The 23,792-nt window shown below is 46.5% G+C and carries 30 protein-coding genes, 2 tRNA genes and 1 pseudogene; 28 read left to right on the top strand and 5 right to left on the bottom strand.

Translation table 11 applies throughout. The features are described from left to right. The first annotated feature begins 7 nt into the window (after window positions 1–7). The 27 genes and pseudogenes from ssaE to ssaU all read left to right on the top strand — a co-directional run bounded on the left by ssaE (window position 8) and on the right by ssaU (window position 18,401). Window positions 8–250, top strand: a complete 243-nt coding sequence (gene ssaE / locus EOS98_RS12490; RefSeq protein ID WP_000210204.1) for a YscE family type III secretion system co-chaperone SsaE — start codon at window positions 8–10, stop codon at window positions 248–250. A 263-nt stretch (window positions 251–513) separates the two neighbouring features. Further along, entirely contained in the window at window positions 514–840 is a 327-nt protein-coding gene (sseA, locus tag EOS98_RS12485; protein ID WP_000972855.1) for an SPI-2 type III secretion system chaperone SseA, read from the top strand. 6 nt (window positions 841–846) lie between these two features. Then, window positions 847–1,436: pseudogene (gene sseB / locus EOS98_RS12480) on the top strand (SPI-2 type III secretion system translocon protein SseB). Then, complete coding sequence (gene sscA / locus EOS98_RS12475) at window positions 1,433–1,906, top strand: SycD/LcrH family type III secretion system chaperone SscA (protein ID WP_000711023.1); 474 nt, start codon at window positions 1,433–1,435, stop codon at window positions 1,904–1,906. Before sseB ends, sscA begins: the two are co-directional and overlap by 4 nt. 2 nt (window positions 1,907–1,908) lie before the next feature. Then, complete coding sequence (gene sseC, locus EOS98_RS12470) at window positions 1,909–3,363, top strand: SPI-2 type III secretion system translocon protein SseC (protein WP_126524079.1); 1,455 nt, start codon at window positions 1,909–1,911, stop codon at window positions 3,361–3,363. Window positions 3,364–3,378: 15 nt separating this feature from the next. Next, complete coding sequence (sseD, locus tag EOS98_RS12465; RefSeq protein WP_126524080.1) at window positions 3,379–3,966, top strand: SPI-2 type III secretion system translocon protein SseD; 588 nt, start codon at window positions 3,379–3,381, stop codon at window positions 3,964–3,966. Window positions 3,967–3,968: 2 nt separating this feature from the next. Beyond that, entirely contained in the window at window positions 3,969–4,385 is a 417-nt protein-coding gene (gene sseE, locus EOS98_RS12460) for an LcrR family type III secretion system chaperone SseE (RefSeq protein ID WP_000249606.1), read from the top strand. Window positions 4,386–4,436: 51 nt separating this feature from the next. After that, window positions 4,437–4,871 (top strand): SycD/LcrH family type III secretion system chaperone SscB, encoded by a 435-nt coding sequence (gene sscB / locus EOS98_RS12455; RefSeq protein ID WP_126524081.1) that lies wholly within the window; start codon window positions 4,437–4,439, stop codon window positions 4,869–4,871. Window positions 4,872–4,886: 15 nt separating this feature from the next. After that, complete coding sequence (sseF, locus tag EOS98_RS12450) at window positions 4,887–5,669, top strand: type III secretion systems effector SseF (RefSeq protein ID WP_000690714.1); 783 nt, start codon at window positions 4,887–4,889, stop codon at window positions 5,667–5,669. Beyond that, on the top strand, window positions 5,666–6,355 hold the full coding sequence (gene sseG / locus EOS98_RS12445) for a pathogenicity island 2 effector protein SseG (protein ID WP_000805837.1): 690 nt from the start codon (window positions 5,666–5,668) through the stop codon (window positions 6,353–6,355). The genes sseF and sseG overlap by 4 nt, the downstream gene beginning before the upstream one ends. 93 nt (window positions 6,356–6,448) lie before the next feature. Continuing rightward, the gene (ssaG, locus tag EOS98_RS12440; RefSeq protein ID WP_000350226.1) at window positions 6,449–6,664 is read left to right on the top strand and encodes a type III secretion system needle filament protein SsaG; all 216 of its coding nucleotides are present in this window, start codon (window positions 6,449–6,451) and stop codon (window positions 6,662–6,664) included. Then, a complete protein-coding gene (locus tag EOS98_RS12435; protein ID WP_000444713.1) occupies window positions 6,642–6,932 on the top strand; it encodes an EscG/YscG/SsaH family type III secretion system needle protein co-chaperone in 291 nt (96 codons plus the stop codon). The genes ssaG and EOS98_RS12435 overlap by 23 nt, the downstream gene beginning before the upstream one ends. A gap of 11 nt (window positions 6,933–6,943) precedes the next feature. Continuing rightward, entirely contained in the window at window positions 6,944–7,192 is a 249-nt protein-coding gene (gene ssaI / locus EOS98_RS12430; protein ID WP_126524429.1) for a SctI family type III secretion system inner rod subunit SsaI, read from the top strand. Next, window positions 7,189–7,938, top strand: coding sequence for an SPI-2 type III secretion system apparatus lipoprotein SsaJ (gene ssaJ, locus EOS98_RS12425; RefSeq protein ID WP_126524082.1), 750 nt, complete (start codon window positions 7,189–7,191; stop codon window positions 7,936–7,938). The genes ssaI and ssaJ overlap by 4 nt, the downstream gene beginning before the upstream one ends. A gap of 17 nt (window positions 7,939–7,955) precedes the next feature. After that, window positions 7,956–8,504, top strand: a complete 549-nt coding sequence (locus EOS98_RS12420) for a type III secretion system domain-containing protein (protein WP_001531605.1) — start codon at window positions 7,956–7,958, stop codon at window positions 8,502–8,504. Beyond that, window positions 8,501–9,175 (top strand): SPI-2 type III secretion system apparatus protein SsaK, encoded by a 675-nt coding sequence (gene ssaK / locus EOS98_RS12415; RefSeq protein WP_080184925.1) that lies wholly within the window; start codon window positions 8,501–8,503, stop codon window positions 9,173–9,175. Before EOS98_RS12420 ends, ssaK begins: the two co-directional genes overlap by 4 nt. Further along, complete coding sequence (gene ssaL, locus EOS98_RS12410) at window positions 9,141–10,157, top strand: SPI-2 type III secretion system apparatus protein SsaL (RefSeq protein WP_000238886.1); 1,017 nt, start codon at window positions 9,141–9,143, stop codon at window positions 10,155–10,157. The genes ssaK and ssaL overlap by 35 nt, the downstream gene beginning before the upstream one ends. Before the next feature lie 57 nt (window positions 10,158–10,214). After that, window positions 10,215–10,583: an SPI-2 type III secretion system apparatus protein SsaM gene (gene ssaM / locus EOS98_RS12405; RefSeq protein WP_000383706.1), complete on the top strand. Its 369-nt coding sequence runs from the start codon at window positions 10,215–10,217 to the stop codon at window positions 10,581–10,583. After that, window positions 10,568–12,613: an SPI-2 type III secretion system apparatus protein SsaV gene (gene ssaV / locus EOS98_RS12400; RefSeq protein ID WP_001258221.1), complete on the top strand. Its 2,046-nt coding sequence runs from the start codon at window positions 10,568–10,570 to the stop codon at window positions 12,611–12,613. Before ssaM ends, ssaV begins: the two co-directional genes overlap by 16 nt. Continuing rightward, window positions 12,603–13,904 (top strand): SctN family type III secretion system ATPase SsaN, encoded by a 1,302-nt coding sequence (gene ssaN / locus EOS98_RS12395; protein WP_000787210.1) that lies wholly within the window; start codon window positions 12,603–12,605, stop codon window positions 13,902–13,904. Before ssaV ends, ssaN begins: the two co-directional genes overlap by 11 nt. A gap of 2 nt (window positions 13,905–13,906) precedes the next feature. Further along, window positions 13,907–14,284: an SPI-2 type III secretion system apparatus protein SsaO gene (gene ssaO, locus EOS98_RS12390; protein ID WP_000449089.1), complete on the top strand. Its 378-nt coding sequence runs from the start codon at window positions 13,907–13,909 to the stop codon at window positions 14,282–14,284. After that, complete coding sequence (ssaP, locus tag EOS98_RS12385; protein ID WP_061383120.1) at window positions 14,265–14,639, top strand: SPI-2 type III secretion system apparatus protein SsaP; 375 nt, start codon at window positions 14,265–14,267, stop codon at window positions 14,637–14,639. The genes ssaO and ssaP overlap by 20 nt, the downstream gene beginning before the upstream one ends. Further along, entirely contained in the window at window positions 14,620–15,588 is a 969-nt protein-coding gene (ssaQ, locus tag EOS98_RS12380) for an SPI-2 type III secretion system cytoplasmic ring protein SsaQ (RefSeq protein WP_126524083.1), read from the top strand. Before ssaP ends, ssaQ begins: the two co-directional genes overlap by 20 nt. A 67-nt stretch (window positions 15,589–15,655) precedes the next feature. Next, a complete protein-coding gene (gene ssaR / locus EOS98_RS12375; RefSeq protein ID WP_000056367.1) occupies window positions 15,656–16,303 on the top strand; it encodes an SPI-2 type III secretion system export apparatus protein SsaR in 648 nt (215 codons plus the stop codon). Next, complete coding sequence (gene ssas, locus EOS98_RS12370) at window positions 16,300–16,566, top strand: SPI-2 type III secretion system apparatus protein SsaS (protein WP_000999982.1); 267 nt, start codon at window positions 16,300–16,302, stop codon at window positions 16,564–16,566. The genes ssaR and ssas overlap by 4 nt, the downstream gene beginning before the upstream one ends. Further along, on the top strand, window positions 16,567–17,346 hold the full coding sequence (gene ssaT, locus EOS98_RS12365; protein WP_126524084.1) for an SPI-2 type III secretion system apparatus protein SsaT: 780 nt from the start codon (window positions 16,567–16,569) through the stop codon (window positions 17,344–17,346). Then, window positions 17,343–18,401 (top strand): SPI-2 type III secretion system apparatus protein SsaU, encoded by a 1,059-nt coding sequence (gene ssaU, locus EOS98_RS12360; RefSeq protein ID WP_126524085.1) that lies wholly within the window; start codon window positions 17,343–17,345, stop codon window positions 18,399–18,401. Before ssaT ends, ssaU begins: the two co-directional genes overlap by 4 nt. Before the next feature lie 157 nt (window positions 18,402–18,558). On the opposite strand, the gene EOS98_RS12355 is transcribed toward ssaU, so the two are convergent. The 3 genes from EOS98_RS12355 to mdtK form a co-directional block, all read right to left on the bottom strand. Continuing rightward, window positions 18,559–18,635: transfer RNA gene (locus EOS98_RS12355), tRNA-Val, on the bottom strand. Window positions 18,636–18,645: 10 nt separating this feature from the next. Next, window positions 18,646–18,722, bottom strand: a tRNA-Val gene (locus tag EOS98_RS12350). A gap of 151 nt (window positions 18,723–18,873) precedes the next feature. Continuing rightward, the gene (gene mdtK, locus EOS98_RS12345; RefSeq protein WP_001175081.1) at window positions 18,874–20,247 is read right to left on the bottom strand and encodes a multidrug efflux MATE transporter MdtK; all 1,374 of its coding nucleotides are present in this window, start codon (window positions 20,245–20,247) and stop codon (window positions 18,874–18,876) included. Window positions 20,248–20,463: 216 nt separating this feature from the next. Between mdtK and EOS98_RS12340 the strand changes: the two genes are divergently transcribed. Further along, window positions 20,464–21,105 (top strand): riboflavin synthase, encoded by a 642-nt coding sequence (locus EOS98_RS12340; protein ID WP_000493971.1) that lies wholly within the window; start codon window positions 20,464–20,466, stop codon window positions 21,103–21,105. 41 nt (window positions 21,106–21,146) lie between these two features. Here EOS98_RS12340 and cfa read toward each other — a convergent pair whose 3' ends face one another. Then, complete coding sequence (gene cfa, locus EOS98_RS12335) at window positions 21,147–22,295, bottom strand: cyclopropane fatty acyl phospholipid synthase (RefSeq protein WP_000098879.1); 1,149 nt, start codon at window positions 22,293–22,295, stop codon at window positions 21,147–21,149. Between the two features lie 289 nt (window positions 22,296–22,584). Beyond that, entirely contained in the window at window positions 22,585–23,790 is a 1,206-nt protein-coding gene (gene punC, locus EOS98_RS12330) for a purine nucleoside transporter PunC (protein ID WP_001182316.1), read from the bottom strand. Between the last annotated feature and the right edge of the window lie 2 nt (window positions 23,791–23,792).

Here is a 23,792-nt window from a genome sequence, read left to right as displayed (position 1 = left end):
GTGGAAAATGACAACTCTGACCCGGTTAGAAGATTTGCTGCTTCATTCGCGTGAAGAGGCCAAAGGCATAATTTTACAATTAAGGGCTGCCCGGAAACAGTTAGAAGAGAACAACGGTAGGTTACAGGATCCGCAGCAATATCAGCAAAACACCTTATTGCTTGAAGCGATCGAGCAGGCCGAAAATATCATCAACATTATTTATTATCGTTACCATAACAGCGCACTTGTTGTGAGTGAGCAAGAGTAAAGTAAAAATATCTTAGAGCCTATCCCACCAGGCGTTAATTGGCGCAGCCAGCCTGGACACGGATAGCGCGCAAAAACCGGAGCGTACACGTAGTACGTGAGGTTTGACTCGCTACGCTCGCCCTTCGGGCCGCCGCAAGCGGCGTTCAAAACGCTAACGCGTTTTGGCGAGCACTGCCCAGGTTCAAAATGGCAAGTAAAATAGCCCTAATGGGATAGGCTCTTAGTTAGCACGTTAATTATCTATCGTGTATATGGAGGGGAATGATGATAAAGAAAAAGGCTGCGTTTAGTGAATATCGTGATTTAGAGCAAAGTTACATGCAGCTAAATCACTGTCTTAAAAAATTCCACCAAATCAGGGCTAAGGTGAGTCAACAGCTTGCTGAAAGGGCAGAGAGCCCCAAAAAGAGCAGAGAGACAGAGAGTATTCTTCATAACCTATTTCCACAAGGCGTTGCCGGGGTTAACCAGGAGGCCGAGAAGGATTTAAAGAAAATAGTAAGTTTGTTTAAACAACTTGAAGTACGACTGAAACAACTTAATGCTCAAGCCCCGGTGGAGATACCGTCAGGAAAAACAAAAAGGTAAAGCATAATGTCTTCAGGAAACATCTTATGGGGAAGTCAAAACCCTATTGTGTTTAAAAATAGTTTCGGCGTTAGCAACACTGATACCGGGGGCAGGATGACTTATCCCAGCAAAATCCGTTTGCCGAAGGGTATGGTGTTTTGCTTATTCTCCTTATGGTTATTCAGGCTATTGCAAACGATAAATTTATTGAAGTCCAGAAGAATGCTGAACGTGCCAGAAATACCCAGGAAAAGTCAAATGAGATGGATGAGGTGATTGCTAAAGCAGCCAAGGGAGATGCTAAAACCAAAGAGGAGGTGCCTGAGGACGTAATTAAATACATGCGTGATAATGGTATTCTCATCGATGGTATGACCATTGATGATTATATGGCTAAATATGGCGATCATGGGAAGCTGGATAAAGGTGGTCTACAGGCGGTCAAAGCGGCTTTGGATAACGATGCCAACCGGAATACCGATCTTATGAGTCAGGGGCAGATAATAATTCAAAAAATGTCTCAGGAGCTTAACGCTGTCCTTACCCAACTGACGGGGCTTATCAGTAAGTGGGGGGAGATTTCCAGTATGATAGCGCAGAAAACGTACTCATGAAAAAAGACCCGACCCTACAACAGGCACATGACACGATGCGGTTTTTCCGGCGTGGCGGCTCGCTGCGTATGTTGTTGGATGACGATGTTACACAGCCTCTTAATACTCTGTATCGCTATGCCATGCAGCTTATGGAGGTAAAAGAGTTCGCCGGCGCAGCGCGACTTTTTCAATTGTTGACGATATATGATGCCTGGTCATTTGACTACTGGTTTAGGTTAGGGGAATGCTGCCAGGCTCAAAAACATTGGGGGGAAGCGATATACGCTTATGGACGCGCGGCACAAATTAAGATTGATGCGCCGCAGGCGCCATGGGCCGCAGCGGAATGCTATCTCGCGTGTGATAACGTCTGTTATGCAATAAAAGCGCTAAAGGCCGTGGTGCGTATTTGCGGCGAGGTCAGTGAACATCAAATCCTCCGACTGCGTGCAGAAAAGATGTTACAGCAACTTTCTGACAGGAGCTAAAAATGAATCGAATTCACAGTAATAGCGATAGCGCCGCAGGAGTAACCGCCTTAACACATCATCACTTAAGCAATGTCAGTTGCGTTTCCTCGGGTTCGTTGGGAAAGCGCCAGCATCGTGTGAATTCTACTTTTGGCGATGGCAACGCCGCGTGCCTGTTATCAGGGAAAATTAGTCTTCAGGAGGCAAGCAATGCGTTGAAGCAACTGCTTGATGCCGTACCCGGAAATCATAAGCGTCCATCATTGCCTGACTTTTTGCAGACCAATCCCGCGGTTTTATCAATGTTGATGACGACATTAATACTCAGCGTCTTTGGTAATAACGCTCAATCGTTATGCCAACAGCTTGAGCGGGCAACTGAGGTGCAAAATGCATTACGTGATAAGCAGGTAAAGGAGTATCAGGAGCAGATCCAGAAAGCGATAGAGCAGGAGGATAAAGCGCGTAAAGCGGGCATTTTTGGCGCTATTTTTGACTGGATTACCGGTATATTTGAAACTGTGATTGGCGCCTTAAAAGTTGTGGAGGGTTTTCTGTCCGGTAATCCCGCAGAAATGGCTAGCGGCGTAGCTTATATAGCCGCAGGTTGTGCAGGAATGGTTAAAGCCGGAGCCGAAACGGCAATGATGTGCGGTGCTGACCACGATACCTGTCAGGCAATTATTGACGTGACAAGTAAGATTCAATTTGGTTGTGAAGCCGTCGCGCTGGCACTGGATGTTTTCCAGATTGGCCGTGCTTTTATGGCGACGAGAGGTTTATCTGGCGCGGCTGCAAAAGTGCTTGACTCCGGCTTAGGCGAAGAAATGGTTGAGCGTATGGTAGGTGCAGGGGAAGGAGAAATAGAGGAGTTGGCTGAAAAGTTTGGCGAAGAGGTGAGCGAAAATTTTTCCAAACAATTTGAGGCGATTGAACGTGAAATGGTTTCGCCGGGCGAGATGGAAGAGGAGTCTGCTGAGTTTTCTCGTAAGGTAGAAAATAATATGACGCGAAGCGCGGGAAAAAGCTTTACGAAAGAGGGGGTGAAAGCCATGGCAAAAGAAGCGGCAAAAGAAGCCCTGGAAAAATATGCGCAAGAAGGGGAAAAATTTCTGTTAAAAAATTTTCGTAATAAAGTTCTCTGGAATATGTTCAAAAAAATCCTGTATGCCTTACTGAGGGATTGTTCATTTAAAGGCTTACAGGCTATCAGATGTGCAACCGAGGGCGCCAGTCAGATGAATACTGGCATGGTTAACACAGAAAAAGCGAAGCTCGAAAAGAAAATAGAGCAATTAATAACTCAGCAACGGTTTCTGGATTTCATAATGCAACAAACAGAAAACCAGAAAAAGATAGAACAAAAACGCTTAGAGGAGCTTTATAAGGGGAGCGGTGCCGCGCTTAGAGATGTATTAGATACCATTGATCACTATAGTAGCGTTCAGGCGAGAATAGCTGGCTATCGCGCTTAATCTGAGGATAAAAATATGGAAGCGAGTAACGTAGCACTGGTATTACCAGCGCCTTCCTTGTTAACACCTTCTTCCACTCCATCTCCCTCCGGGGAGGGAATGGGTACTGAATCAATGCTTCTGTTATTTGATGATATCTGGATGAAGCTAATGGAGCTTGCCAAAAAGCTGCGCGATATCATGCGCAGCTATAACGTAGAAAAACAACGACTGTCCTGGGAACTGCAAGTCAATGTTTTACAGACGCAAATGAAAACAATTGATGAAGCGTTTAGAGCATCAATGATTACTGCGGGTGGCGCCATGTTGTCGGGCGTGCTGACGATAGGATTAGGGGCCGTAGGCGGGGAAACCGGTCTTATAGCGGGTCAAGCCGTAGGCCACACAGCTGGGGGCGTCATGGGCCTGGGGGCTGGTGTAGCGCAACGTCAAAGTGATCAAGATAAAGCGATTGCCGACCTGCAACAAAATGGGGCCCAATCTTATAATAAATCCCTGACGGAAATTATGGAGAAAGCAACTGAAATTATGCAGCAAATCATCGGCGTGGGGTCGTCACTGGTCACGGTTCTTGCTGAAATACTCCGGGCATTAACGAGGTAAACATGGTGCAAGAAATAGAGCAATGGTTGCGTCGGCATCAGGTGTTTACTGAGCCTGCATATTTAGGGGAGACCGCCATATTACTTGGGCAACAGTTTATATTATCGCCTTACCTGGTGATCTATCGTATTGAGGCAAAAGAAATGATTATTTGTGAGTTCAGGCGCCTGACGCCCGGGCAACCTCGACCACAGCAATTGTTTCACTTACTGGGACTTTTACGCGGGATATTTGTGCATCACCCGCAGTTAACATGTTTAAAGATGTTGATAATCACCGACGTTCTGGATGAAAAAAAAGCCATGCTGCGCAGGAAATTATTGCGCATCCTGACAGTAATGGGAGCGACCTTTACACAGCTTGATGGCGATAACTGGACAGTTTTATCCGCCGAGCATCTTATCCAGCGACGTTTTTAAATAACCTTCCTGACGTAAATCATTATCACGTGAAAATAACAATCAATAGGTATGATGATGAAAGAAGATCAGAAAAATAAAATACCCGAAGACATTCTGAAACAGCTATTATCCGTTGATCCGGAAACCGTTTATGCCAGTGGTTACGCCTCATGGCAGGAGGGGGATTATTCGCGCGCCGTAATCGATTTTAGTTGGCTGGTGATGGCCCAGCCATGGAGTTGGCGTGCCCATATTGCATTAGCTGGCACCTGGATGATGCTTAAAGAATACACGACGGCCATTAATTTCTATGGACATGCCTTGATGCTGGATGCCAGCCATCCAGAGCCGGTTTACCAAACGGGCGTCTGTCTCAAAATGATGGGGGAACCCGGGTTGGCGAGAGAGGCTTTTCAAACCGCAATCAAGATGAGTTATGCGGATGCCTCATGGAGTCAGATTCGCCAGAATGCGCAAATAATGGTTGATACTCTTATTGCTTAAATAACAGAACGAAATATGAAAATTCATATTCCGTCAGCGGCAAGTAATATAGTCGATGGTAATAGTCCTCCTTCCGATATACAAGCGAAGGAGGTATCGTTTCCTCCCCCTGAAATTCCAGCCCCTGGCACCCCCGCAGCCCCTGTGCTGCTTACGCCTGAACAAATAAGGCAGCAGAGGGATTATGCTATACATTTTATGCAATACACTATTCGTGCGCTGGGTGCGACAGTCGTGTTTGGATTATCGGTTGCTGCAGCGGTAATTTCTGGCGGGGCAGGATTACCCATTGCTATTCTTGCGGGGGCGGCGCTCGTGATTGCTATTGGGGATGCTTGCTGTGCGTATCATAATTATCAATTGATATGTCAGCAAAAGGAGCCGTTACAAACCGCCAGTGATAGCGTTGCTCTTGTGGTCAGTGCGCTGGCCTTAAAATGTGGGGCAAGTCTTAACTGCGCTAACACCCTTGCTAATTGTCTTTCTTTATTAATACGTTCAGGAATCGCTATTTCTTCGTTGGTTATACAACTACAGTTTCCACTGCCCGCCGCTGAAAATATAGCGGCCTCTTTGGACATGGGGAGTGTAATTACCTCCGTTAGCCTGACGGCGATAGGTGCGGTACTGGATTATTGCCTTGCCCGCCCCTCTGGCGACGATCAGGAAAATTCTGTTGATGAACTTTATGCCGATCCCAGTGCGTTATTGGCGGAACAAATGGCATCGCTCTGCCAATCTGCTACTACACCTGCATTAATAGACAGTTCTGGTCATACATCTCAGGGAGAACCATGAAACCTGTTAGCCCAAATGCTCAGGTAGCAGGGCAACGTCCTGTTAACGCGCCTGAGGAATCACCTCCATGTCCCTCATTGCCACATCCGGAAACCAATATGGAGAGTGGTAGAATAGGTCCTCAACAAGGAAATGAGCGGTTATTGGCCGGACTTGCGAAACGAGTGATAGAGTGTTTTCCAAAAGAAATTTTTAGTTGGCAAACGGTCATTTTGGGCGGACAGATTTTATGCTGTTCCGCTGGAATAGCATTAACAGTGCTAAGTGGTGGAGGCGCACCGCTCTTAGCCCTGGCGGGAATTGGCCTTGCTATTGCCATCGCGGATGTCGCCTGTCTTATCTACCATCATAAACATCATTTACCTATGGCTCACGACAGTATAGGCAATGCCGTTTTTTATATTGCTAATTGTTTCGCCAATCAACGCAAAAGTATGGCGATTGCTAAAGCCGTCTCCCTGGGCGGTAGATTAGTCTTAACCGCGACGGTAATGACACATTCATACTGGAGTGGTAGTTTGGGACTACAGCCTCATTTATTAGAGCGTCTTAATGATATTACCTACGGACTAATGGGTTTTACTCGCTTCGGTATGGATGGGATGGCAATGACCGGTATGCAGGTCAGCAGCCCATTATATCGTTTGTTGGCTCAGGTGACGCCAGAACAACGTGCGCCGGAGTAATCGTTTTCAGGTATATACCGGATGTTCATTGCTTTCTAAATTTTGCTATGTTGCCAGTATCCTTACGATGTTTTTATTTTAAGGAAAAGCATTATGGATATTGCACAATTAGTGGATATGCTCTCCCACATGGCGCACCAGGCAGGCCAGGCTATTAATGACAAAATGAATGGTAATGATTTGCTCAACCCAGAATCGATGATTAAAGCGCAATTTGCCTTACAGCAGTATTCTACATTTATTAATTACGAAAGTTCACTGATCAAAATGATCAAGGATATGCTTAGTGGAATCATTGCTAAAATCTGAAGTTATTAGCGACGATGTTCGACGGTTGTTGCTGGAAATCATGTTTGCGGGCGTTAACCATAGCCTGATTTCCCAGGTACATGCGATGTTACCAGCGCTAACGGTTATTGTTCCGGATAAAAAATTACAGTTGGTATGTCTGGCATTATTATTGGCGGGTTTAAATGAGCCGCTAAAAGCCGCAAAAATTTTATCGGATATTGATTTGCCAGAGGCTATGGCGCTGCGCCTGTTATTTCCTGCACCAAATGAGGGATTTGAAAATTGAATATTTCTGATATGAGCGTAGTGCCTGTAAGCACTCAATCTTATGTAAAGTCCTCTGTAGAACCGAGCCAGGAGCAAATTAATTTTTTTGAACAATTGCTGAAAGATGATGCATCCACCAGTAACGCCAGTGCTTTATTACCGCAGGTTATGTTGACCAGTCAAATGGATTATATGCAGTTAACGGTAGGCGTCGATTATCTTGCCAGAATATCAGGCGCAGCATCGCAAGCGCTTAATAAGCTGGATAGCATGACATGAAGGTTCAGCGTATAGTATTTCTTACTGTCCTTACGTTCTTTCTTACGGCATGTGATGTGGATCTTTATCGCTCATTGCCAGAAGATGAGGCGAATCAAATGCTGGCATTACTTATGCAGCATCATATCGATGCGGAAAAAAAACAGGAAGAGGACGGTGTTACCTTACGTGTCGAGCAGTCGCAGTTTATTAACGCGGTTGAGCTACTTAGACTTAACGGTTATCCGCATCGTCAGTTTACAACGGCGGATAAGATGTTTCCGGCTAATCAGTTAGTGGTATCACCCCAGGAAGAACAGCAGAAGATTAATTTTTTAAAAGAACAAAGAATTGAAGGAATGCTGAGTCAGATGGAGGGCGTAATTAATGCAAAAGTGACCATTGCGCTACCGACTTATGATGAGGGAAGTAACGCTTCTCCGAGCTCAGTTGCCGTATTTATAAAATATTCACCTCAGGTCAATATGGAGGCCTTTCGGGTAAAAATTAAAGATTTAATAGAGATGTCAATCCCTGGGTTGCAATACAGTAAGATTAGTATCTTGATGCAGCCTGCTGAATTCAGAATGGTACCTGATGTACCCGCGAGACAAACATTCTGGATTATGGACGTGATCAACGCCAATAAAGGGAAGGTGGAGAAGTGGTTGATGAAATACCCTTATCAGTTGATGTTATCGTTGACAGGACTGTTAATAGGAGTGGGCATCCTGATCGGCTATTTTTGCCTGAGACGCCGTTTTTGAGCCGACCTGATCCCGAGGTGTTGCAACTTTATCGTTATTTCTGGCAACCTGCTCGTTACGCTGTACCGGAATGGCTGGATAAGCTGGGTTTTCATCCTTCAAACTGCTGGCGTTATGGCGATCGGCCCGAGTTGGATCGTCTTCTTGACAGAGCGTTAAATAGACTAAGGGGAAGCTCTGTTATTCCAGCCTGTTTAAATGACAGGCAAAAACGGCAGGTTCGTCTTGCGCCGCGTATATCGGCATTTGCCTTTGGGCTGGGATTATTCAAACTCAGGTGTAGTGACTATTTTATGCTACCAGAGTATCGGCAATTGCTTCTACAGTGGTTTAGCGAGGATGAGATCTGGCAGCTATATGGTTGGTTGGGGCAAAGAGATGGCAAATTACTTCCTCCGCAAGTGATGCAACAAACTGCATTGCAGATCGGTACCGCCATTCTTAATCGGGAAGCGCATGATGATGCGGTTTTACATGCGCTATTAGTATTATTACCCCCTCCGCAGCGTATACTTTGGCCGAAGACTTCTCTTACCGAGATTATCTTCATGGAGCATTTGCTATGAGTTTTACTTCACTTCCACTGACGGAAATTAACCATAAGCTACCCGCTCGAAATATTATTGAGTCACCGTGGATAACATTACAATTAACTTTATTTGCACAAGAGCAACAAGCTAAGAGAGTTTCACATGCTATTGTGAGCTCCGCTTACCGTAAGGCTGAAAAAATCATCCGAGACGCCTATCGTTATCAGCGTGAACAGAAAGTTGAGCAGCAACAAGAACTAGCGTGGTTGCGTAAAAATACGTTGGAAAAAATGGAAGTGGAATGGCTGGAACAGCATGTAAAACATTTACAAGAAGATGAAAATCAATTTCGTTCATTGGTCGATCACGCAGCGCATCATATTAAAAATAGTATAGAACAGGTTCTGTTGGCCTGGTTCGACCAACAGTCGGTAGACAGTGTTATGTGCCATCGTCTGGCACGCCAGGCCACGGCTATGGCGGAAGAGGGAGCGCTTTATTTGCGTATTCATCCTGAAAAAGAGGCATTGATGCGTGAAACTTTTGGCAAGCGGTTTACGTTGATTATCGAGCCTGGTTTCGCTCCCGATCAGGCTGAACTTTCCTCAACACGATATGCCGTTGAGTTTTCACTTTCTCGTCATTTCAACGCGTTACTGAAATGGTTACGTAATAGTGAAGATAAAAGAGGTAGCGATGAATATTAAAATTAATGAGATAAAAATGACGCCCCCTACAGCATTTACCCCTGGCCAGGTTATAGAGGAACAAGAGGTTATTTCGCCTTCAATGTTAGCTCTCCAGGAGTTACAGGAAACGACGGGGGCAGCGCTCTATGAGACGATGGAAGAAATAGGAATGGCGCTGAGTGGTAAACTGCGCGAAAGTTATAAATTCACTGATGCTGAGAAACTGGAGCGCAGACAGCAGGCTTTGCTGCGTTTGATAAAACAAATACAGGAGGATAATGGAGCAACGTTGCGTCCGCTTACCGAAGAGAATAGTGATCCTGATTTACAGAATGCGTATCAAATTATCGCTCTTGCAATGGCGCTTACTGCCGGCGGGTTGTCAAAAAAGAAAAAACGCGATTTGCAATCGCAACTGGATACGCTTACAGCGGAGGAGGGATGGGAACTTGCCGTTTTTAGTTTACTGGAACTTGGCGAAGTGGATACCGCTACGCTGTCCTCGCTGAAGCGTTTTATGCAACAGGCGATAGACAACGATGAAATGCCCTTATCGCAGTGGTTCAGACGCGTGGCAGACTGGCCGGATCGCTGTGAACGGGTCCGTATTTTGCTAAGAGCAATAGCCTTTGAACTTAGCATATGCATCGAACCCTCGGAGCAAAGTCGTTTGGCCGCAGCATTAGTACGTTTGCGTCGTTTGTTGTTATTCCTTGGCCTTGAAAAAGAGTGCCAGCGTGAGGAGTGGATTTGCCAGTTGCCGCCTAATACATTACTGCCGCTACTACTCGATATCATTTGTGAGCGTTGGCTTTTCAGTGATTGGTTGCTTGATAGACTTACCGCTATAGTTTCTTCATCAAAGATGTTCAATCGGTTACTCCAACAACTTGATGCGCAGTTTATGCTGATACCCGATAACTGTTTTAACGACGAAGATCAACGTGAACAAATTCTCGAAACGCTTCGTGAAGTAAAGGTAAATCAGGTTTTATTCTGATACCTGGCTTTCAATATTTAGGTAAATTGGCGTTCTGGCTCATCATGAGGCGGCAGGATGGATTGGGATCTCATTACTGAACGTAATATTCAGCTTTTTATTCAATTAGCAGGATTAGCTCAACGGCCTTTAGCAACCAATATGTTCTGGCGGCAAGGACAATATGAAACCTATCTAAACTATCATAACGGTCGTATTCACTTATGTCAGATACTCAAGCAAACCTTCTTAGACGAAGATCTGCTTTTTAAAGCCTTAACTCACTGGAAACCTGCAGCGTTCCAGGGTATTCCTCAACGATTATTTTTGTTGCGCGATGGGCTTGCAATGAGCTGTTCTCCTCCTCTTTCCAGCTCCGCCGAGCTCTGGTTACGATTACATCATCGACAAATAAAATTTCTGGAGTCGCAATGCGTTCATGGTTAGGTGAGGGAATCAGGGCGCAACAGTGGCTCAGTGTATGCGCGGGTCGGCAGGATATGGTTCTGGCGACGGTGTTATTAATCGCTATTGTGATGATGCTGTTACCTTTACCGACCTGGATGGTTGATATCCTGATTACTATCAACCTTATGTTTTCAGTGATCCTGCTCTTAATTGCTATTTATCTTAGTGACCCTCTCGATTTATCGGTATTTCCGTCTTTATTACTTATTACTACATTATATCGTTTGTCACTCACAATCAGCACATCACGGCTGGTACTGTTACAACATAATGCCGGTAATATTGTGGATGCTTTCGGTAAGTTTGTCGTAGGAGGAAATCTCACCGTTGGGTTGGTCGTATTTACCATCATTACTATCGTGCAGTTTATTGTCATTACAAAAGGTATCGAGAGGGTGGCGGAAGTTAGCGCGCGTTTCTCGCTTGATGGGATGCCAGGCAAACAAATGAGTATCGATGGCGATTTGCGTGCCGGAGTTATCGATGCAGACCATGCCCGTACATTAAGACAGCACGTCCAGCAGGAAAGCCGTTTTCTCGGTGCGATGGACGGTGCGATGAAATTTGTTAAAGGCGATACGATTGCCGGTATTATTGTTGTTCTGGTGAACATTATCGGCGGTATCATTATCGCTATCGTACAATATGATATGTCGATGAGTGAGGCTGTTCACACTTATAGCGTACTTTCAATCGGAGATGGTTTATGTGGGCAAATTCCATCGCTGCTGATTTCCCTTAGCGCGGGAATTATTGTCACCCGTGTTCCGGGTGAGAAACGCCAGAACCTGGCGACAGAGTTGAGTTCTCAAATTGCCAGACAACCTCAGTCGCTCATATTAACCGCTGTGGTTTTAATGCTCCTCGCTTTAATTCCTGGCTTTCCTTTTATCACTCTCGCTTTCTTTTCAGCGTTGTTAGCATTGCCAATTATCCTCATTCGCCGCAAAAAGTCTGTGGTTTCCGCAAATGGCGTCGAAGCACCGGAAAAAGATAGTATGGTTCCCGGCGCATGTCCTCTAATCTTACGTCTTACCCCGACGTTACATTCTGCCGACCTGATTCGTGATATTGACGCCATGCGATGGTTTTTATTTGAGGATACCGGCGTCCCTCTCCCTGAGGTGAATATTGAAGTTTTGCCTGAACCCACCGAAAAATTGACGGTACTGCTATATCAGGAACCCGTATTTAGTTTATCTATTCCCGCCCAGGCGGATTATTTATTGATAGGCGCGGACGCTAGTGTGGTGGGTGACAGCCAGACGTTACCGAACGGGATGGGGCAGATCTGTTGGCTTACAAAAGACATGGCTCATAAGGCGCAAGGTTTTGGACTGGACGTTTTCGCGGGCAGTCAACGTATCTCTGCCTTATTAAAATGTGTCCTGCTTCGGCATATGGGAGAGTTTATTGGTGTTCAGGAAACGCGTTATCTAATGAATGCGATGGAAAAAAACTACTCTGAGCTGGTGAAAGAGCTTCAGCGCCAGTTACCCATTAATAAAATCGCTGAAACTTTGCAACGGCTTGTATCAGAGCGGGTTTCTATTAGAGATTTACGTCTTATTTTCGGCACCTTAATTGACTGGGCGCCACGTGAAAAAGATGTCCTGATGTTGACAGAATATGTCCGTATCGCGCTTCGCCGTCATATTCTGCGTCGTCTTAATCCGGAAGGAAAACCGCTGCCGATTTTGCGGATCGGCGAAGGTATTGAGAACCTCGTGCGTGAATCCATTCGCCAGACGGCAATGGGGACCTATACTGCGCTGTCGTCTCGTCATAAGACGCAGATCCTGCAACTTATCGAGCAGGCGCTGAAGCAGTCAGCCAAATTATTCATTGTCACTTCTGTCGACACCCGACGTTTCTTGCGAAAAATTACAGAAGCCACCTTGTTCGACGTACCGATTTTGTCATGGCAGGAATTAGGAGAGGAGAGCCTTATACAAGTGGTAGAAAGTATTGACCTTAGCGAAGAGGAGTTGGCGGACAATGAAGAATGAATTGATGCAACGTCTGAGGCTGAAATATCCGCCCCCCGATGGTTATTGTCGATGGGGCCGAATTCAGGATGTCAGCGCAACGTTGTTAAATGCGTGGTTGCCTGGGGTATTTATGGGTGAGTTGTGCTGTATAAAGCCTGGAGAAGAACTTGCTGAAGTCGTGGGGATTAATGGCAGCAAAGCTTTGCTATCTCCTTTTACGAGTACTATCGGACTTCACTGCGGGCAGCAAGTGATGGCCTTAAGGCGACGCCATCAGGTTCCCGTGGGCGAAGCGTTATTAGGGCGAGTCATTGATGGTTTTGGTCGTCCCCTTGATGGCCGCGAACTGCCTGACGTCTGCTGGAAAGACTATGATGCAATGCCTCCTCCCGCAATGGTTCGACAGCCTATCACTCAACCATTAATGACGGGGATTCGCGCTATTGATAGCGTTGCGACCTGTGGCGAAGGGCAACGAGTGGGTATTTTTTCTGCTCCTGGCGTGGGGAAAAGCACGCTTCTGGCGATGCTGTGTAATGCGCCAGACGCAGACTGCAATGTTCTGGTGTTAATTGGTGAACGTGGACGAGAAGTCCGCGAGTTCATCGATTTTACACTGTCTGAAGAGACCCGAAAACGTTGTGTCATTGTTGTCGCAACCTCTGACAGACCCGCCTTAGAGCGAGTGAGGGCGCTGTTTGTGGCCACCACGATAGCAGAATTTTTTCGCGATAATGGAAAGCGAGTCGTCTTGCTTGCCGACTCACTGACGCGTTATGCCAGGGCCGCACGGGAAATCGCTCTGGCCGCCGGAGAGACCGCGGTTTCTGGAGAATATCCGCCAGGCGTATTTAGTGCATTGCCACGACTTTTAGAACGTACAGGAATGGGAGAAAAAGGCAGTATTACCGCATTTTATACGGTACTGGTGGAAGGTGATGATATGAATGAGCCGTTGGCGGATGAAGTCCGTTCACTGCTTGACGGACATATTGTGCTATCCCGACGGCTTGCAGAGAGGGGGCATTATCCTGCCATTGACGTGTTGGCAACGCTCAGCCGCGTTTTTCCAGTCGTTACCAGCCATGAGCATCGTCAACTGGCGGCGATATTGCGACGGTGCCTGGCGCTTTACCAGGAGGTTGAACTATTAATACGCATTGGGGAATACCAGCGAGGAGTTGATACAGATACTGACAAAGCCATTGATACCTATCCGGATATTTGCACATTTTTGCGACAAAGTAAGGATGAAGTATGCGGACCCGAGCTACTCATAGAAAAATTACACCAAATACTCACCGAGTGATCATGGAAACTTTGCTGGAGATAATCGCGCGGCGTGAAAAGCAATTACGCGGCAAACTTACCGTACTTGATCAGCAGCAACAGGCGATTATTACTGAACAGCAGATTTGCCAGACGCGCGCTTTAGCAGTGTCTACCAGACTGAAAGAATTAATGGGCTGGCAAGGTACGTTATCTTGTCATTTATTGTTGGATAAGAAACAACAAATGGCCGGGTTATTCACTCAGGCGCAGAGCTTTTTGACGCAACGGCAGCAGTTAGAGAATCAGTATCAGCAGCTTGTCTCCCGGCGAAGCGAATTACAGAAGAATTTTAATGCGCTTATGAAAAAGAAAGAAAAAATTACTATGGTATTAAGCGATGCGTATTACCAAAGTTGAGGGAAGTCTTGGGTTGCCATGCCAGTCTTATCAGGATGAGAACGAGGCGGAGGCGGAACGTATGGACTTTGAACAACTCATGCACCAGGCATTACCCATTGGTGAGAATAATCCTCCTGCAGCATTGAATAAGAACGTGGTTTTCACGCAACGTTATCGTGTTAGTGGCGGTTATCTTGACGGTGTAGAGTGTGAAGTATGTGAATCAGGGGGGCTAATCCAGTTAAGAATCAATGTCCCTCATCATGAAATTTACCGTTCGATGAAAGCGCTAAAGCAGTGGCTGGAGTCTCAGTTGTTGCATATGGGGTATATAATTTCCCTGGAGATATTCTATGTTAAGAATAGCGAATGAAGAGCGTCCGTGGATGGAGATGCTTCCAACGCAAGGCGCTACCATTGGTGAGCTGACATTGAGTATGCAACAATATCCAGTACAGCAAGGGATATTATTTACCATACATTATCATAATGAGCTGGGTAGGGTGTGGATTGCAGAACAATGCTGGCAGCGCTGGTGTGAAGGGGTAATTGGCACCGCTAATCGATCGGCTATCGATCCTGAATTGCTATATGGAATAGCTGAATGGGGGCTGGCGCCGTTATTGCAAGCCAGTGATGCAACCCTCTGTCAGAACGAACCGCCAACATCCTGCAGTAATCTACCACATCAGCTAGCGTTGCATATTAAATGGACAGTTGAAGAACATGAGTTCCATAGCATTATTTTTACATGGCCAACGGGTTTTCTGCGCAATATAGTCGGAGAGCTTTCTGCTGAGCGTCAACAGATTTATCCTGCCCCTCCTGTGGTAGTCCCTGTATATTCAGGCTGGTGCCAGCTTACATTAATTGAACTTGAGTCTATCGAAATCGGCATGGGCGTTCGGATTCATTGCTTCGGCGACATCAGACTCGGTTTTTTTGCTATTCAACTACCTGGGGGAATCTACGCAAGGGTGTTGCTGACAGAGGATAACACGATGAAATTTGACGAATTAGTCCAGGATATCGAAACGCTACTTGCGTCAGGGAGCCCAATGTCAAAGAGTGACGGAACGTCTTCAGTCGAACTTGAGCAGATACCACAACAGGTGCTCTTTGAGGTCGGACGTGCGAGTCTGGAAATTGGACAATTACGACAACTTAAAACGGGGGACGTTTTGCCTGTAGGGGGATGTTTTGCGCCAGAGGTGACGATAAGAGTAAATGACCGTATTATTGGGCAAGGTGAGTTGATTGCCTGTGGCAATGAATTTATGGTGCGTATTACACGTTGGTATCTTTCCAAAAATACAGCGTAAACCTGATAAGAAAAATAATATGCGAACAATATAATAGCGTTCCAGGTCGTGTCATGAGAGATACAGTATGTCTTTACCCGATTCGCCTTTGCAACTGATTGGTATATTGTTTCTGCTTTCAATACTGCCTCTCATTATCGTCATGGGAACTTCTTTCCTTAAACTGGCGGTGGTATTTTCGATTTTACGAAATGCTCTGGGTATTCAACAAGTTCCCCCAAATATCGCACTGTATGGCCTTGCGCTTGTACTTTCCTTATTCATTATGGGGCCGACGCTATTAGCTGTAAAAGAGCGCTGGCATCCGGTTCAGGTCGCTGGCGCTCCTTTCTGGACGTCTGAGTGGGACAGTAAAGCATTAGCGCCTTATCGACAGTTTTTGCAAAAAAACTCTGAAGAGAAGGAAGCCAATTATTTTCGGAATTTGATAAAACGAACCTGGCCTGAAGACATAAAAAGAAAGATAAAACCTGATTCTTTGCTCATATTAATTCCGGCATTTACGGTGAGTCAGTTGACGCAGGCATTTCGGATTGGATTACTTATTTATCTTCCCTTTCTGGCTATTGACCTGCTTATTTCAAATATACTGCTGGCTATGGGAATGATGATGGTGTCGCCAATGACCATTTCATTACCGTTTAAGCTGCTAATATTTTTACTGGCAGGCGGTTGGGATCTGACACTGGCGCAATTGGTACAGAGCTTTTCATGAATGATTCTGAATTGACGCAATTTGTAACGCAACTTTTATGGATCGTCCTTTTTACGTCTATGCCGGTGGTGTTGGTGGCATCGGTAGTTGGTGTCATCGTAAGCCTTGTTCAGGCCTTGACTCAAATACAGGACCAAACGCTACAGTTCATGATTAAATTATTGGCAATTGCAATAACTTTAATGGTCAGCTACCCATGGCTTAGCGGTATCCTGTTGAATTATACCCGGCAGATAATGTTACGAATTGGAGAGCATGGTTGAATGGCACAACAGGTAAATGAGTGGCTTATTGCATTGGCTGTGGCTTTTATTCGACCATTGAGCCTTTCTTTATTACTTCCCTTATTAAAAAGTGGCAGTTTAGGGGCCGCACTTTTACGTAATGGCGTGCTTATGTCACTTACCTTTCCGATATTACCAATCATTTACCAGCAGAAGATTATGATGCATATTGGTAAAGATTACAGTTGGTTAGGGTTAGTCACTGGAGAGGTGATTATTGGTTTTTTAATTGGGTTTTGTGCGGCGGTTCCCTTTTGGGCCGTTGATATGGCGGGGTTTCTGCTTGATACTTTACGTGGCGCGACAATGGGTACGATATTCAATTCTACAATGGAAGCTGAAACCTCACTTTTTGGCTTGCTTTTCAGCCAGTTTTTGTGTGTTATTTTCTTTATAAGCGGCGGCATGGAGTTTATATTAAATATTCTGTATGAGTCATATCAATATTTACCACCAGGGCGTACTTTATTATTTGACCAGCAATTTTTAAAATATATCCAGGCAGAGTGGAGAACGCTTTATCAATTATGTGTCAGTTTCTCTGTTCCTGCCATAATATGTATGGTATTAGCCGATCTGGCTTTAGGTCTTTTAAATCGGTCGGCACAACAACTGAATGTGTTTTTCTTCTCAATGCCGCTCAAAAGTATATTGGTTCTACTCACGCTCCTGATCTCATTCCCTTATGCTCTTCATCACTATTTGGTTGAAAGCGATAAGTTTTATATTTATCTGAAAGACTGGTTCCCATCTGTATGAGCGAGAAAACAGAACAGCCTACAGAAAAGAAATTACGTGATGGCCGTAAGGAAGGGCAGGTCGTCAAAAGTATCGAAATAACATCATTATTTCAGCTGATTGCGCTTTATTTGTATTTTCATTTCTTTACTGAAAAGATGATTTTGATACTGATTGAGTCAATAACTTTCACATTACAATTAGTAAATAAACCATTTTCTTATGCATTAACGCAATTGAGTCATGCTTTAATAGAGTCATTGACTTCTGCACTGCTGTTTCTGGGCGCTGGGGTAATAGTTGCTACTGTGGGTAGCGTGTTTCTTCAGGTGGGGGTGGTTATTGCCAGCAAGGCCATTGGTTTTAAAAGCGAGCACATAAATCCGGTAAGTAATTTTAAGCAGATATTCTCTTTACATAGCGTAGTAGAATTATGTAAATCCAGCCTGAAAGTTATCATGTTATCTCTTATCTTTGCCTTTTTCTTTTATTATTATGCCAGTACTTTTCGGGCGCTACCGTACTGTGGGTTAGCCTGTGGCCTGCTTGTGGTTTCTTCTTTAATAAAATGGTTATGGGTAGGGGTGATGGCTTTTTATATCGTCGTTGGCATACTGGACTATTCTTTTCAATATTATAAGGTTAGAAAAGATCTAAAAATGAGTAAAGATGACGTAAAACAGGAGCATAAAGATCTGGAGGGCGATCCTCAAATGAAGACACGGCGTCGGGAAATGCAGAGTGAAATACAGAGTGGGAGTTTAGCTCAATCTGTTAAACAATCTGTTGCGGTAGTGCGTAATCCAACGCATATTGCGGTTTGTCTCGGCTATCATCCCACCGATATGCCAATACCACGCGTTCTGGAAAAAGGCAGTGATGCTCAAGCTAACTATATTGTTAACATCGCTGAACGCAACTGCATCCCCGTTGTTGAAAATGTTGAGCTGGCCCGCTCATTATTTTTTGAAGTGGAACGTGGAGATAAAATTCCTGAAACGTTATTTGAACCCGTTGCAGCCTTGTTACGTATGGTGATGAAGATAGATTATGCGCATTCTACCGAAACACCATAAATGCCTTTGGTATGCTTCTTCAGGCCACTGCGAAGGTTAAGAGGGTAATAGCGTACAGAGCAGCGCTTGACGATAAAGGTGAGAGACTGAAAATAATCGCTTTTAGTCTGGCACAAGCACCAGATAGCGTATTATAAAATTAAACAAGATAATGGATTGGTGCGTCTGAATGGACTCGAACCATCGACCCCCACCATGTCAAGGTGGTGCTCTAACCAACTGAGCTACAGACGCATTAAAATGATGGTGCGTTCAATTGGACTCGAACCAACGACCCCCACCATGTCAAGGTGGTGCTCTAACCAACTGAGCTATGAACGCAACGTTGTAGGTGACAACGGGGACGAATATTAGCGTCACAACTGCAATGAGGCAAGAGGGAAATCGCAATTTTCTTCCTGAAATCACCTGATTGCGGTGGAAATATGCAACATGTCGAGAAAATAGCCGCCATGCGACGGCTATCGTCGTATTATCGCGCAGCGCGCTGCAAAATGATGGCGGACGGCTGACGTTGTAGATAGCGCATCCGTAGCATCATTAACACCGCCGCCGAGGTCAGGCCGATGATGAACCCCATCCAGAAGCCTGCCGGTCCCATACGATCCACCACCAAATCCGTTAACGCCAGGATATAACCGCTGGGTAAACCTAACACCCAGTAGGCGGTAAAGGTGATAAAAAAGATGGAACGCGTATCTTTATAACCGCGCAGAATACCGCTGCCGATAACCTGTATAGAGTCGGAAATCTGGTAAACCGCAGCGAGCAGCATTAATTGCGCGGCAAGCGCCACGACCTCAGGGTTGTCATTGTAGAGCAAAGCAATATGCTTACGCAGAGTAACGGTAAAAATAGCGGTAACCACAGCCATACAAATGCCGACGCCTAAACCGGTACGCGCTGCGGTTTGCGCATCCAGCGTTGAGCCCTGGCCCAGACGATAACCCACTCGAATTGTTACCGCCGCAGCCAGCGACATCGGCAGCACGAACATCAGCGAGCTAAAGTTAAGCGCAATCTGATGACCCGCGACATCCACAATACCTAATGGTGAAACCAGCAGCGCAACGACCGCAAACAACGTCACTTCAAAGAACAGCGCCAGCGCAATCGGCAACCCCAGTTGAATCAGGCGCTTCATGACGACGCTATCGGGTTTGCCAAAGCCTGTTTCATTACGAATATCACGCATTGAACGCGCGTGTTTAATGTAAGAAAGCATGGCGATAAACATCACCCAATAGACCGCCGCGGTCGCAACGCCGCAGCCGATACCGCCGAGTTCTGGCATACCAAAATGGCCATAGATAAAAATATAGTTCACCGGAATATTTACCAGCAGGCCCAAAAATCCCATCACCATACCCGGTTTGGTTTTGGCCAGACCTTCGCACTGGTTTCGCGCTACCTGAAAGAAAAGGTATCCTGGCGCGCCCCACAGCAGCGCGCGAAGATAACCCACGGCTTTATCGGCCAGCGCCGGATCAATATTATGCATGGAGCGGATAATGTATCCGGCATTCCACAGGACGATCATCACCAGCACGGAGACAAATCCTGCCAGCCAGAACCCTTGTCGAACCTGATGCGCGATACGCTCACGGCGGCCGGAGCCATTGAGTTGCGCAATCACAGGCGTCAAGGCCAGCAGTAAGCCGTGACCAAACAAAATGGCGGGAAGCCAGATAGAGGTGCCGATAGCGACGGCAGCCATGTCCGTAGCGCTATAGCCTCCTGCCATGACGGTATCGACGAATCCCATTGCGGTCTGTGCCACTTGCGCAAGGATCACCGGTATCGCTAACGCTAATAACTGACGCGCTTCACTGGTATACTTCTGCACGTATTCACCTTTTATTTTGTTGTTATATGAAAGACTAAAAAGCCGCCGTAGTGGCAGCCAAAAGAAATAGCAGGGGAAATTTCAGTCTATTGTAGCGGGGTATTACTATTTCTCCAGCGAAAAAACAGTTGTTAACGGCGCATTGCTGGCAAGCTGTTTTTCCACCTGCTATTGTGCTGAACAGTTCTGCTTTTATTTATTTCAGGAGTTGAAGATATGTTTACGGGGATCGTACAGGGTACCGCGAAACTGGTATCGATTGATGAAAAACCCAACTTTCGCACCCATGTGGTGACGTTACCGGACTACATGCTGGAGGGGCTGGAGACGGGGGCGTCGGTAGCGCATAACGGATGCTGTTTGACGGTGACTGAAATAAACGGCAATCAGATAAGTTTTGATCTGATGAAAGAAACGTTGCGCATCACCAATCTGGGCGCGTTGAGGGTAGGTGATGAGGTCAACGTAGAGCGCGCCGCCAAATTCAGCGATGAAATCGGTGGACATCTGATGTCGGGGCATATTATTACGACGGCAGAGATCGCGAAAATCCTGACCTCCGAAAATAACCATCAGGTGTGGTTTAAAGTGCAGGATGCGTCCCTGATGAAGTATATCCTGTACAAAGGCTTTATCGGCGTCGACGGCATCAGTTTGACCGTCGGCGAGGTAACGCCAACGCGCTTCTGCGTGCATCTCATTCCGGAAACGCTGGAACGTACTACGCTTGGCAGAAAAAAACTGGGTGAGCGTGTGAATATCGAGATCGATCCGCAAACGCAGGCGGTTGTCGATACCGTAGAACGCGTACTGGCTGCGCGAGAAAATGCGGTCAGAAATCAGGCCGACATTGGCTAACGGAAAATAAGATTCCCCCGCATGAAATGCGGGGGTGATGATTAGCGAGGAACGCGCAGACCGTTTTCAACGCCGCGCGTAAATACCACCTGCCAAAGCTGGATATCACGCGCGCGAAACGCACCCGCGCAGGCGTTGAGATAATAGCTGAACATACGTTTAAAGCGCTCGTTATAATTGCCCGCAATCTCTGGCCAGGCATTGATAAAGCGCTCATGCCACGCCATCAGAGTCGTGTCATAGTCGGCGCCAAAGTTATGCCAGTCTTCCATTACAAAGTGTGATTCGCTGGCCTCGGCGATTTGACGAACAGACGGCAAACAACCGTTGGGGAAAATATACTTATTGATCCACGGATCGACATTATGATCGGTTTTTTTAGAACCAATAGTATGGAGCAGGAAAAGACCATCCGGTTTTAAATTCCTGTCAACGACCTCAAAATAGGTGTTGTAGTTTTTTGGCCCGACATGTTCGAACATACCGACGGAGACGATTCGGTCAAACTGATCGTTAAGGTCGCGATAATCTTCGAGGAGAATGGAGACATCCAGACCTTCGCAACGCGTCTGCGCCATTTTTTGTTGTTCAGCGGAGATCGTTACGCCCACCACGCTAACGCCATAATGGGTCGCCATATATTGCGACAGGCCGCCCCAGCCGCAGCCGATATCCAGCACACGCATCCCCGGTTGTAGCTGTAGCTTTTCACAAATCAATTTCAGCTTGGCTTGCTGTGCCGCTTCCAGCGTATCGGCATCTTTCCAGTAGGCGCAAGAATATTGCATATAGGGATCGAGCATACGGGAAAAAAGGTCATTACCAAGATCGTAATGTTCCTTGCCGACAATCCAGGCGCGTTTTTTACTTTGTAGATTAATCAGACGCGCGCCGAGGATACGGAGCGTATCTTTAACATGGTGGGGGAGTTGATTTTCAAGACCGGCACGTAAGACTTTGCTGAAGAAAATATCCAGACGCTCGCATTCCCACCAGCCATCCATGTAACTCTCACCTAACCCCAACGATCCTTCCTGAAGGACGCGTTTAAAAAAATCGGGATTCTTAACACGAATGTCAGACGGGGCGGAACCATTAATTGTAATATCCGCGCGACTTAACAATTCGTTGGCGATTCGGTACCAGTTATCATCCGGTACGCTGACTTCTTCTATACACGATGAACTCATAGTTTCTCCATCACTGGACGGTGATCAGAACCTTAAAACAGCGTAGACGCTTTTTTGGCTTTGTGAGAAATCCCACGGGCAATTCCGTGAGCCAGTTATCCGACGTAGAACAGAGGAAGGGAGGAACCCTTGCCGAAAAGGCCATCCATGGTGAATCGGGAACGCTCCGGTTCCCGTTAATGCCTAATAATTATCGTAATATAAACAACCGTGAATCAGTATAGGCCGCAATTTTTGATGATTCAACCGAAAATTGTTAGCGTGCTAATTACCAGCGGTTAACAAGCTTTTAGTGAGACTTGTCGTGGGCGACATTGGCATGGGGAAACCCGGTCTCAGCGCAATCTGCATGAGACTGCATTTTATAGCCTAACGCCGCCAGAACAACGGTAGAGAGCATTACGCTGGTGGTGGTCAGCAGCGGCGTGCTGATGAGCCATGAAACCACCAGGCTTGCCAGGAAACATAACCCCAGCTGCAGCGTATTTTGTAGCGCCGCAGCGCGCCCCGTGGCTTGAGGGAAAGGGCGTAACGCTTGCGCGACGACGATAGGGTAAATTGCGCCATTAGCAATCGCCATTACGCAGAAAGGAATCAGGATCTCCACCAGTGAGGCATTATTCAGAAGGCCCGCTCCCCAGGTGGCGATAACGCTCAGCGCGTACAGCCCTAACAGCCACGGAAGCAATTGGTAGCCCTGCCATTTTTGTAGCGCCGCGCGGCAACCATATCCGCCAATCAGAAAAGCGATGGTTTGCGGAACATAGCTCAGGCCAATCACTGCCGGGCTGTAACCCATCGCGCTGAGAATAAACGGCGACCCTGTTAGCCACGCAAAAAAGCTGGCGGAACAGGCGGCATAAATCAGCACATTACCGCGATAGGTTTTAGAGCGTAACAACGTCGCGAAAGTGAGTTTATCCTGTCCCTCGGTACGCGCTTTTACCGATGGTTTTAAGCGCAGCGCTGGCAACATCAGCAACAACGTAATCACGAACAGGGTGGCGAAAATCGCCTGCCATGAGAAATGCGTCAGTATCCAGCTTCCCAGTAAGGGCGCAAGCGCCGGGGATAATCCCACCAGTGGCATGATAGTGGCGAAGATACGATTAATTTTTTGCGAAGGATAATAATCGGTCACCAGCGCTTGCCAGATTACCGTTGCCGCACAAACGCCGACGGCCTGCACAAAGCGCAGCGTCAGCAGTGCTGCCGCGCTTTCTACCCACAGCATCCCCAGACTTCCGAGTGCAAAGATAGATAACCCCAGCAGTAAAATCGGTTTACGGCCATACCGATCCGATAGCGGTCCCCAGAGGAGTTGCGCGACGGCAAAGCCAGCTAAAAACAGGCTGAGGCTGGCGCTGACAGCGGCGGCAGGCGTTTGTAAATCCGCCTGTATGGCGGCAAACGCGGGCAGGTACATGTCCGTAGCCAGAAATCCCAGCACGCTAAGGCCGGCTAACCAGACTAAAAAACCTTTTCCAGGTTGCATAT

This window comes from Salmonella sp. SSDFZ69 (genome assembly GCF_004010755.1).
GTDB classification, from domain to species: Bacteria; Pseudomonadota; Gammaproteobacteria; order Enterobacterales; family Enterobacteriaceae; genus Salmonella; species Salmonella enterica.
This window is presented reverse-complemented; position numbering and strand designations above follow the sequence as displayed.

Bases quoted from the DNA above. Each gene is read 5' to 3' on its own strand.
- ssaI (WP_126524429.1), top strand. From the start codon at position 6,944: ATGAGCGTAGTGCCTGTAAGCACTCAATCTTATGTAAAGTCCTCTGTA.
- sseE (WP_000249606.1), top strand. From the start codon at position 3,969: ATGGTGCAAGAAATAGAGCAATGGTTGCGTCGGCATCAGGTGTTTACT.
- EOS98_RS12340 (WP_000493971.1), top strand. From the start codon at position 20,464: ATGTTTACGGGGATCGTACAGGGTACCGCGAAACTGGTATCGATTGAT.
- ssaM (WP_000383706.1), top strand. From the start codon at position 10,215: ATGGATTGGGATCTCATTACTGAACGTAATATTCAGCTTTTTATTCAA.
- ssaP (WP_061383120.1), top strand. From the start codon at position 14,265: ATGCGTATTACCAAAGTTGAGGGAAGTCTTGGGTTGCCATGCCAGTCT.
- sseC (WP_126524079.1), top strand. From the start codon at position 1,909: ATGAATCGAATTCACAGTAATAGCGATAGCGCCGCAGGAGTAACCGCC.
- punC (WP_001182316.1), bottom strand. From the start codon at position 23,790: ATGCAACCTGGAAAAGGTTTTTTAGTCTGGTTAGCCGGCCTTAGCGTG.
- ssaE (WP_000210204.1), top strand. From the start codon at position 8: ATGACAACTCTGACCCGGTTAGAAGATTTGCTGCTTCATTCGCGTGAA.
- ssaU (WP_126524085.1), top strand. From the start codon at position 17,343: ATGAGCGAGAAAACAGAACAGCCTACAGAAAAGAAATTACGTGATGGC.
- sscB (WP_126524081.1), top strand. From the start codon at position 4,437: ATGATGATGAAAGAAGATCAGAAAAATAAAATACCCGAAGACATTCTG.
- sseG (WP_000805837.1), top strand. From the start codon at position 5,666: ATGAAACCTGTTAGCCCAAATGCTCAGGTAGCAGGGCAACGTCCTGTT.
- ssaT (WP_126524084.1), top strand. From the start codon at position 16,567: ATGGCACAACAGGTAAATGAGTGGCTTATTGCATTGGCTGTGGCTTTT.
- ssaR (WP_000056367.1), top strand. From the start codon at position 15,656: ATGTCTTTACCCGATTCGCCTTTGCAACTGATTGGTATATTGTTTCTG.
- sseA (WP_000972855.1), top strand. From the start codon at position 514: ATGATGATAAAGAAAAAGGCTGCGTTTAGTGAATATCGTGATTTAGAG.
- sscA (WP_000711023.1), top strand. From the start codon at position 1,433: ATGAAAAAAGACCCGACCCTACAACAGGCACATGACACGATGCGGTTT.
- ssaV (WP_001258221.1), top strand. From the start codon at position 10,568: ATGCGTTCATGGTTAGGTGAGGGAATCAGGGCGCAACAGTGGCTCAGT.
- sseF (WP_000690714.1), top strand. From the start codon at position 4,887: ATGAAAATTCATATTCCGTCAGCGGCAAGTAATATAGTCGATGGTAAT.
- ssaK (WP_080184925.1), top strand. From the start codon at position 8,501: ATGAGTTTTACTTCACTTCCACTGACGGAAATTAACCATAAGCTACCC.
- ssaQ (WP_126524083.1), top strand. From the start codon at position 14,620: ATGTTAAGAATAGCGAATGAAGAGCGTCCGTGGATGGAGATGCTTCCA.
- ssaN (WP_000787210.1), top strand. From the start codon at position 12,603: ATGAAGAATGAATTGATGCAACGTCTGAGGCTGAAATATCCGCCCCCC.
- cfa (WP_000098879.1), bottom strand. From the start codon at position 22,295: ATGAGTTCATCGTGTATAGAAGAAGTCAGCGTACCGGATGATAACTGG.
- ssaO (WP_000449089.1), top strand. From the start codon at position 13,907: ATGGAAACTTTGCTGGAGATAATCGCGCGGCGTGAAAAGCAATTACGC.
- ssas (WP_000999982.1), top strand. From the start codon at position 16,300: ATGAATGATTCTGAATTGACGCAATTTGTAACGCAACTTTTATGGATC.
- sseD (WP_126524080.1), top strand. From the start codon at position 3,379: ATGGAAGCGAGTAACGTAGCACTGGTATTACCAGCGCCTTCCTTGTTA.
- ssaJ (WP_126524082.1), top strand. From the start codon at position 7,189: ATGAAGGTTCAGCGTATAGTATTTCTTACTGTCCTTACGTTCTTTCTT.
- ssaG (WP_000350226.1), top strand. From the start codon at position 6,449: ATGGATATTGCACAATTAGTGGATATGCTCTCCCACATGGCGCACCAG.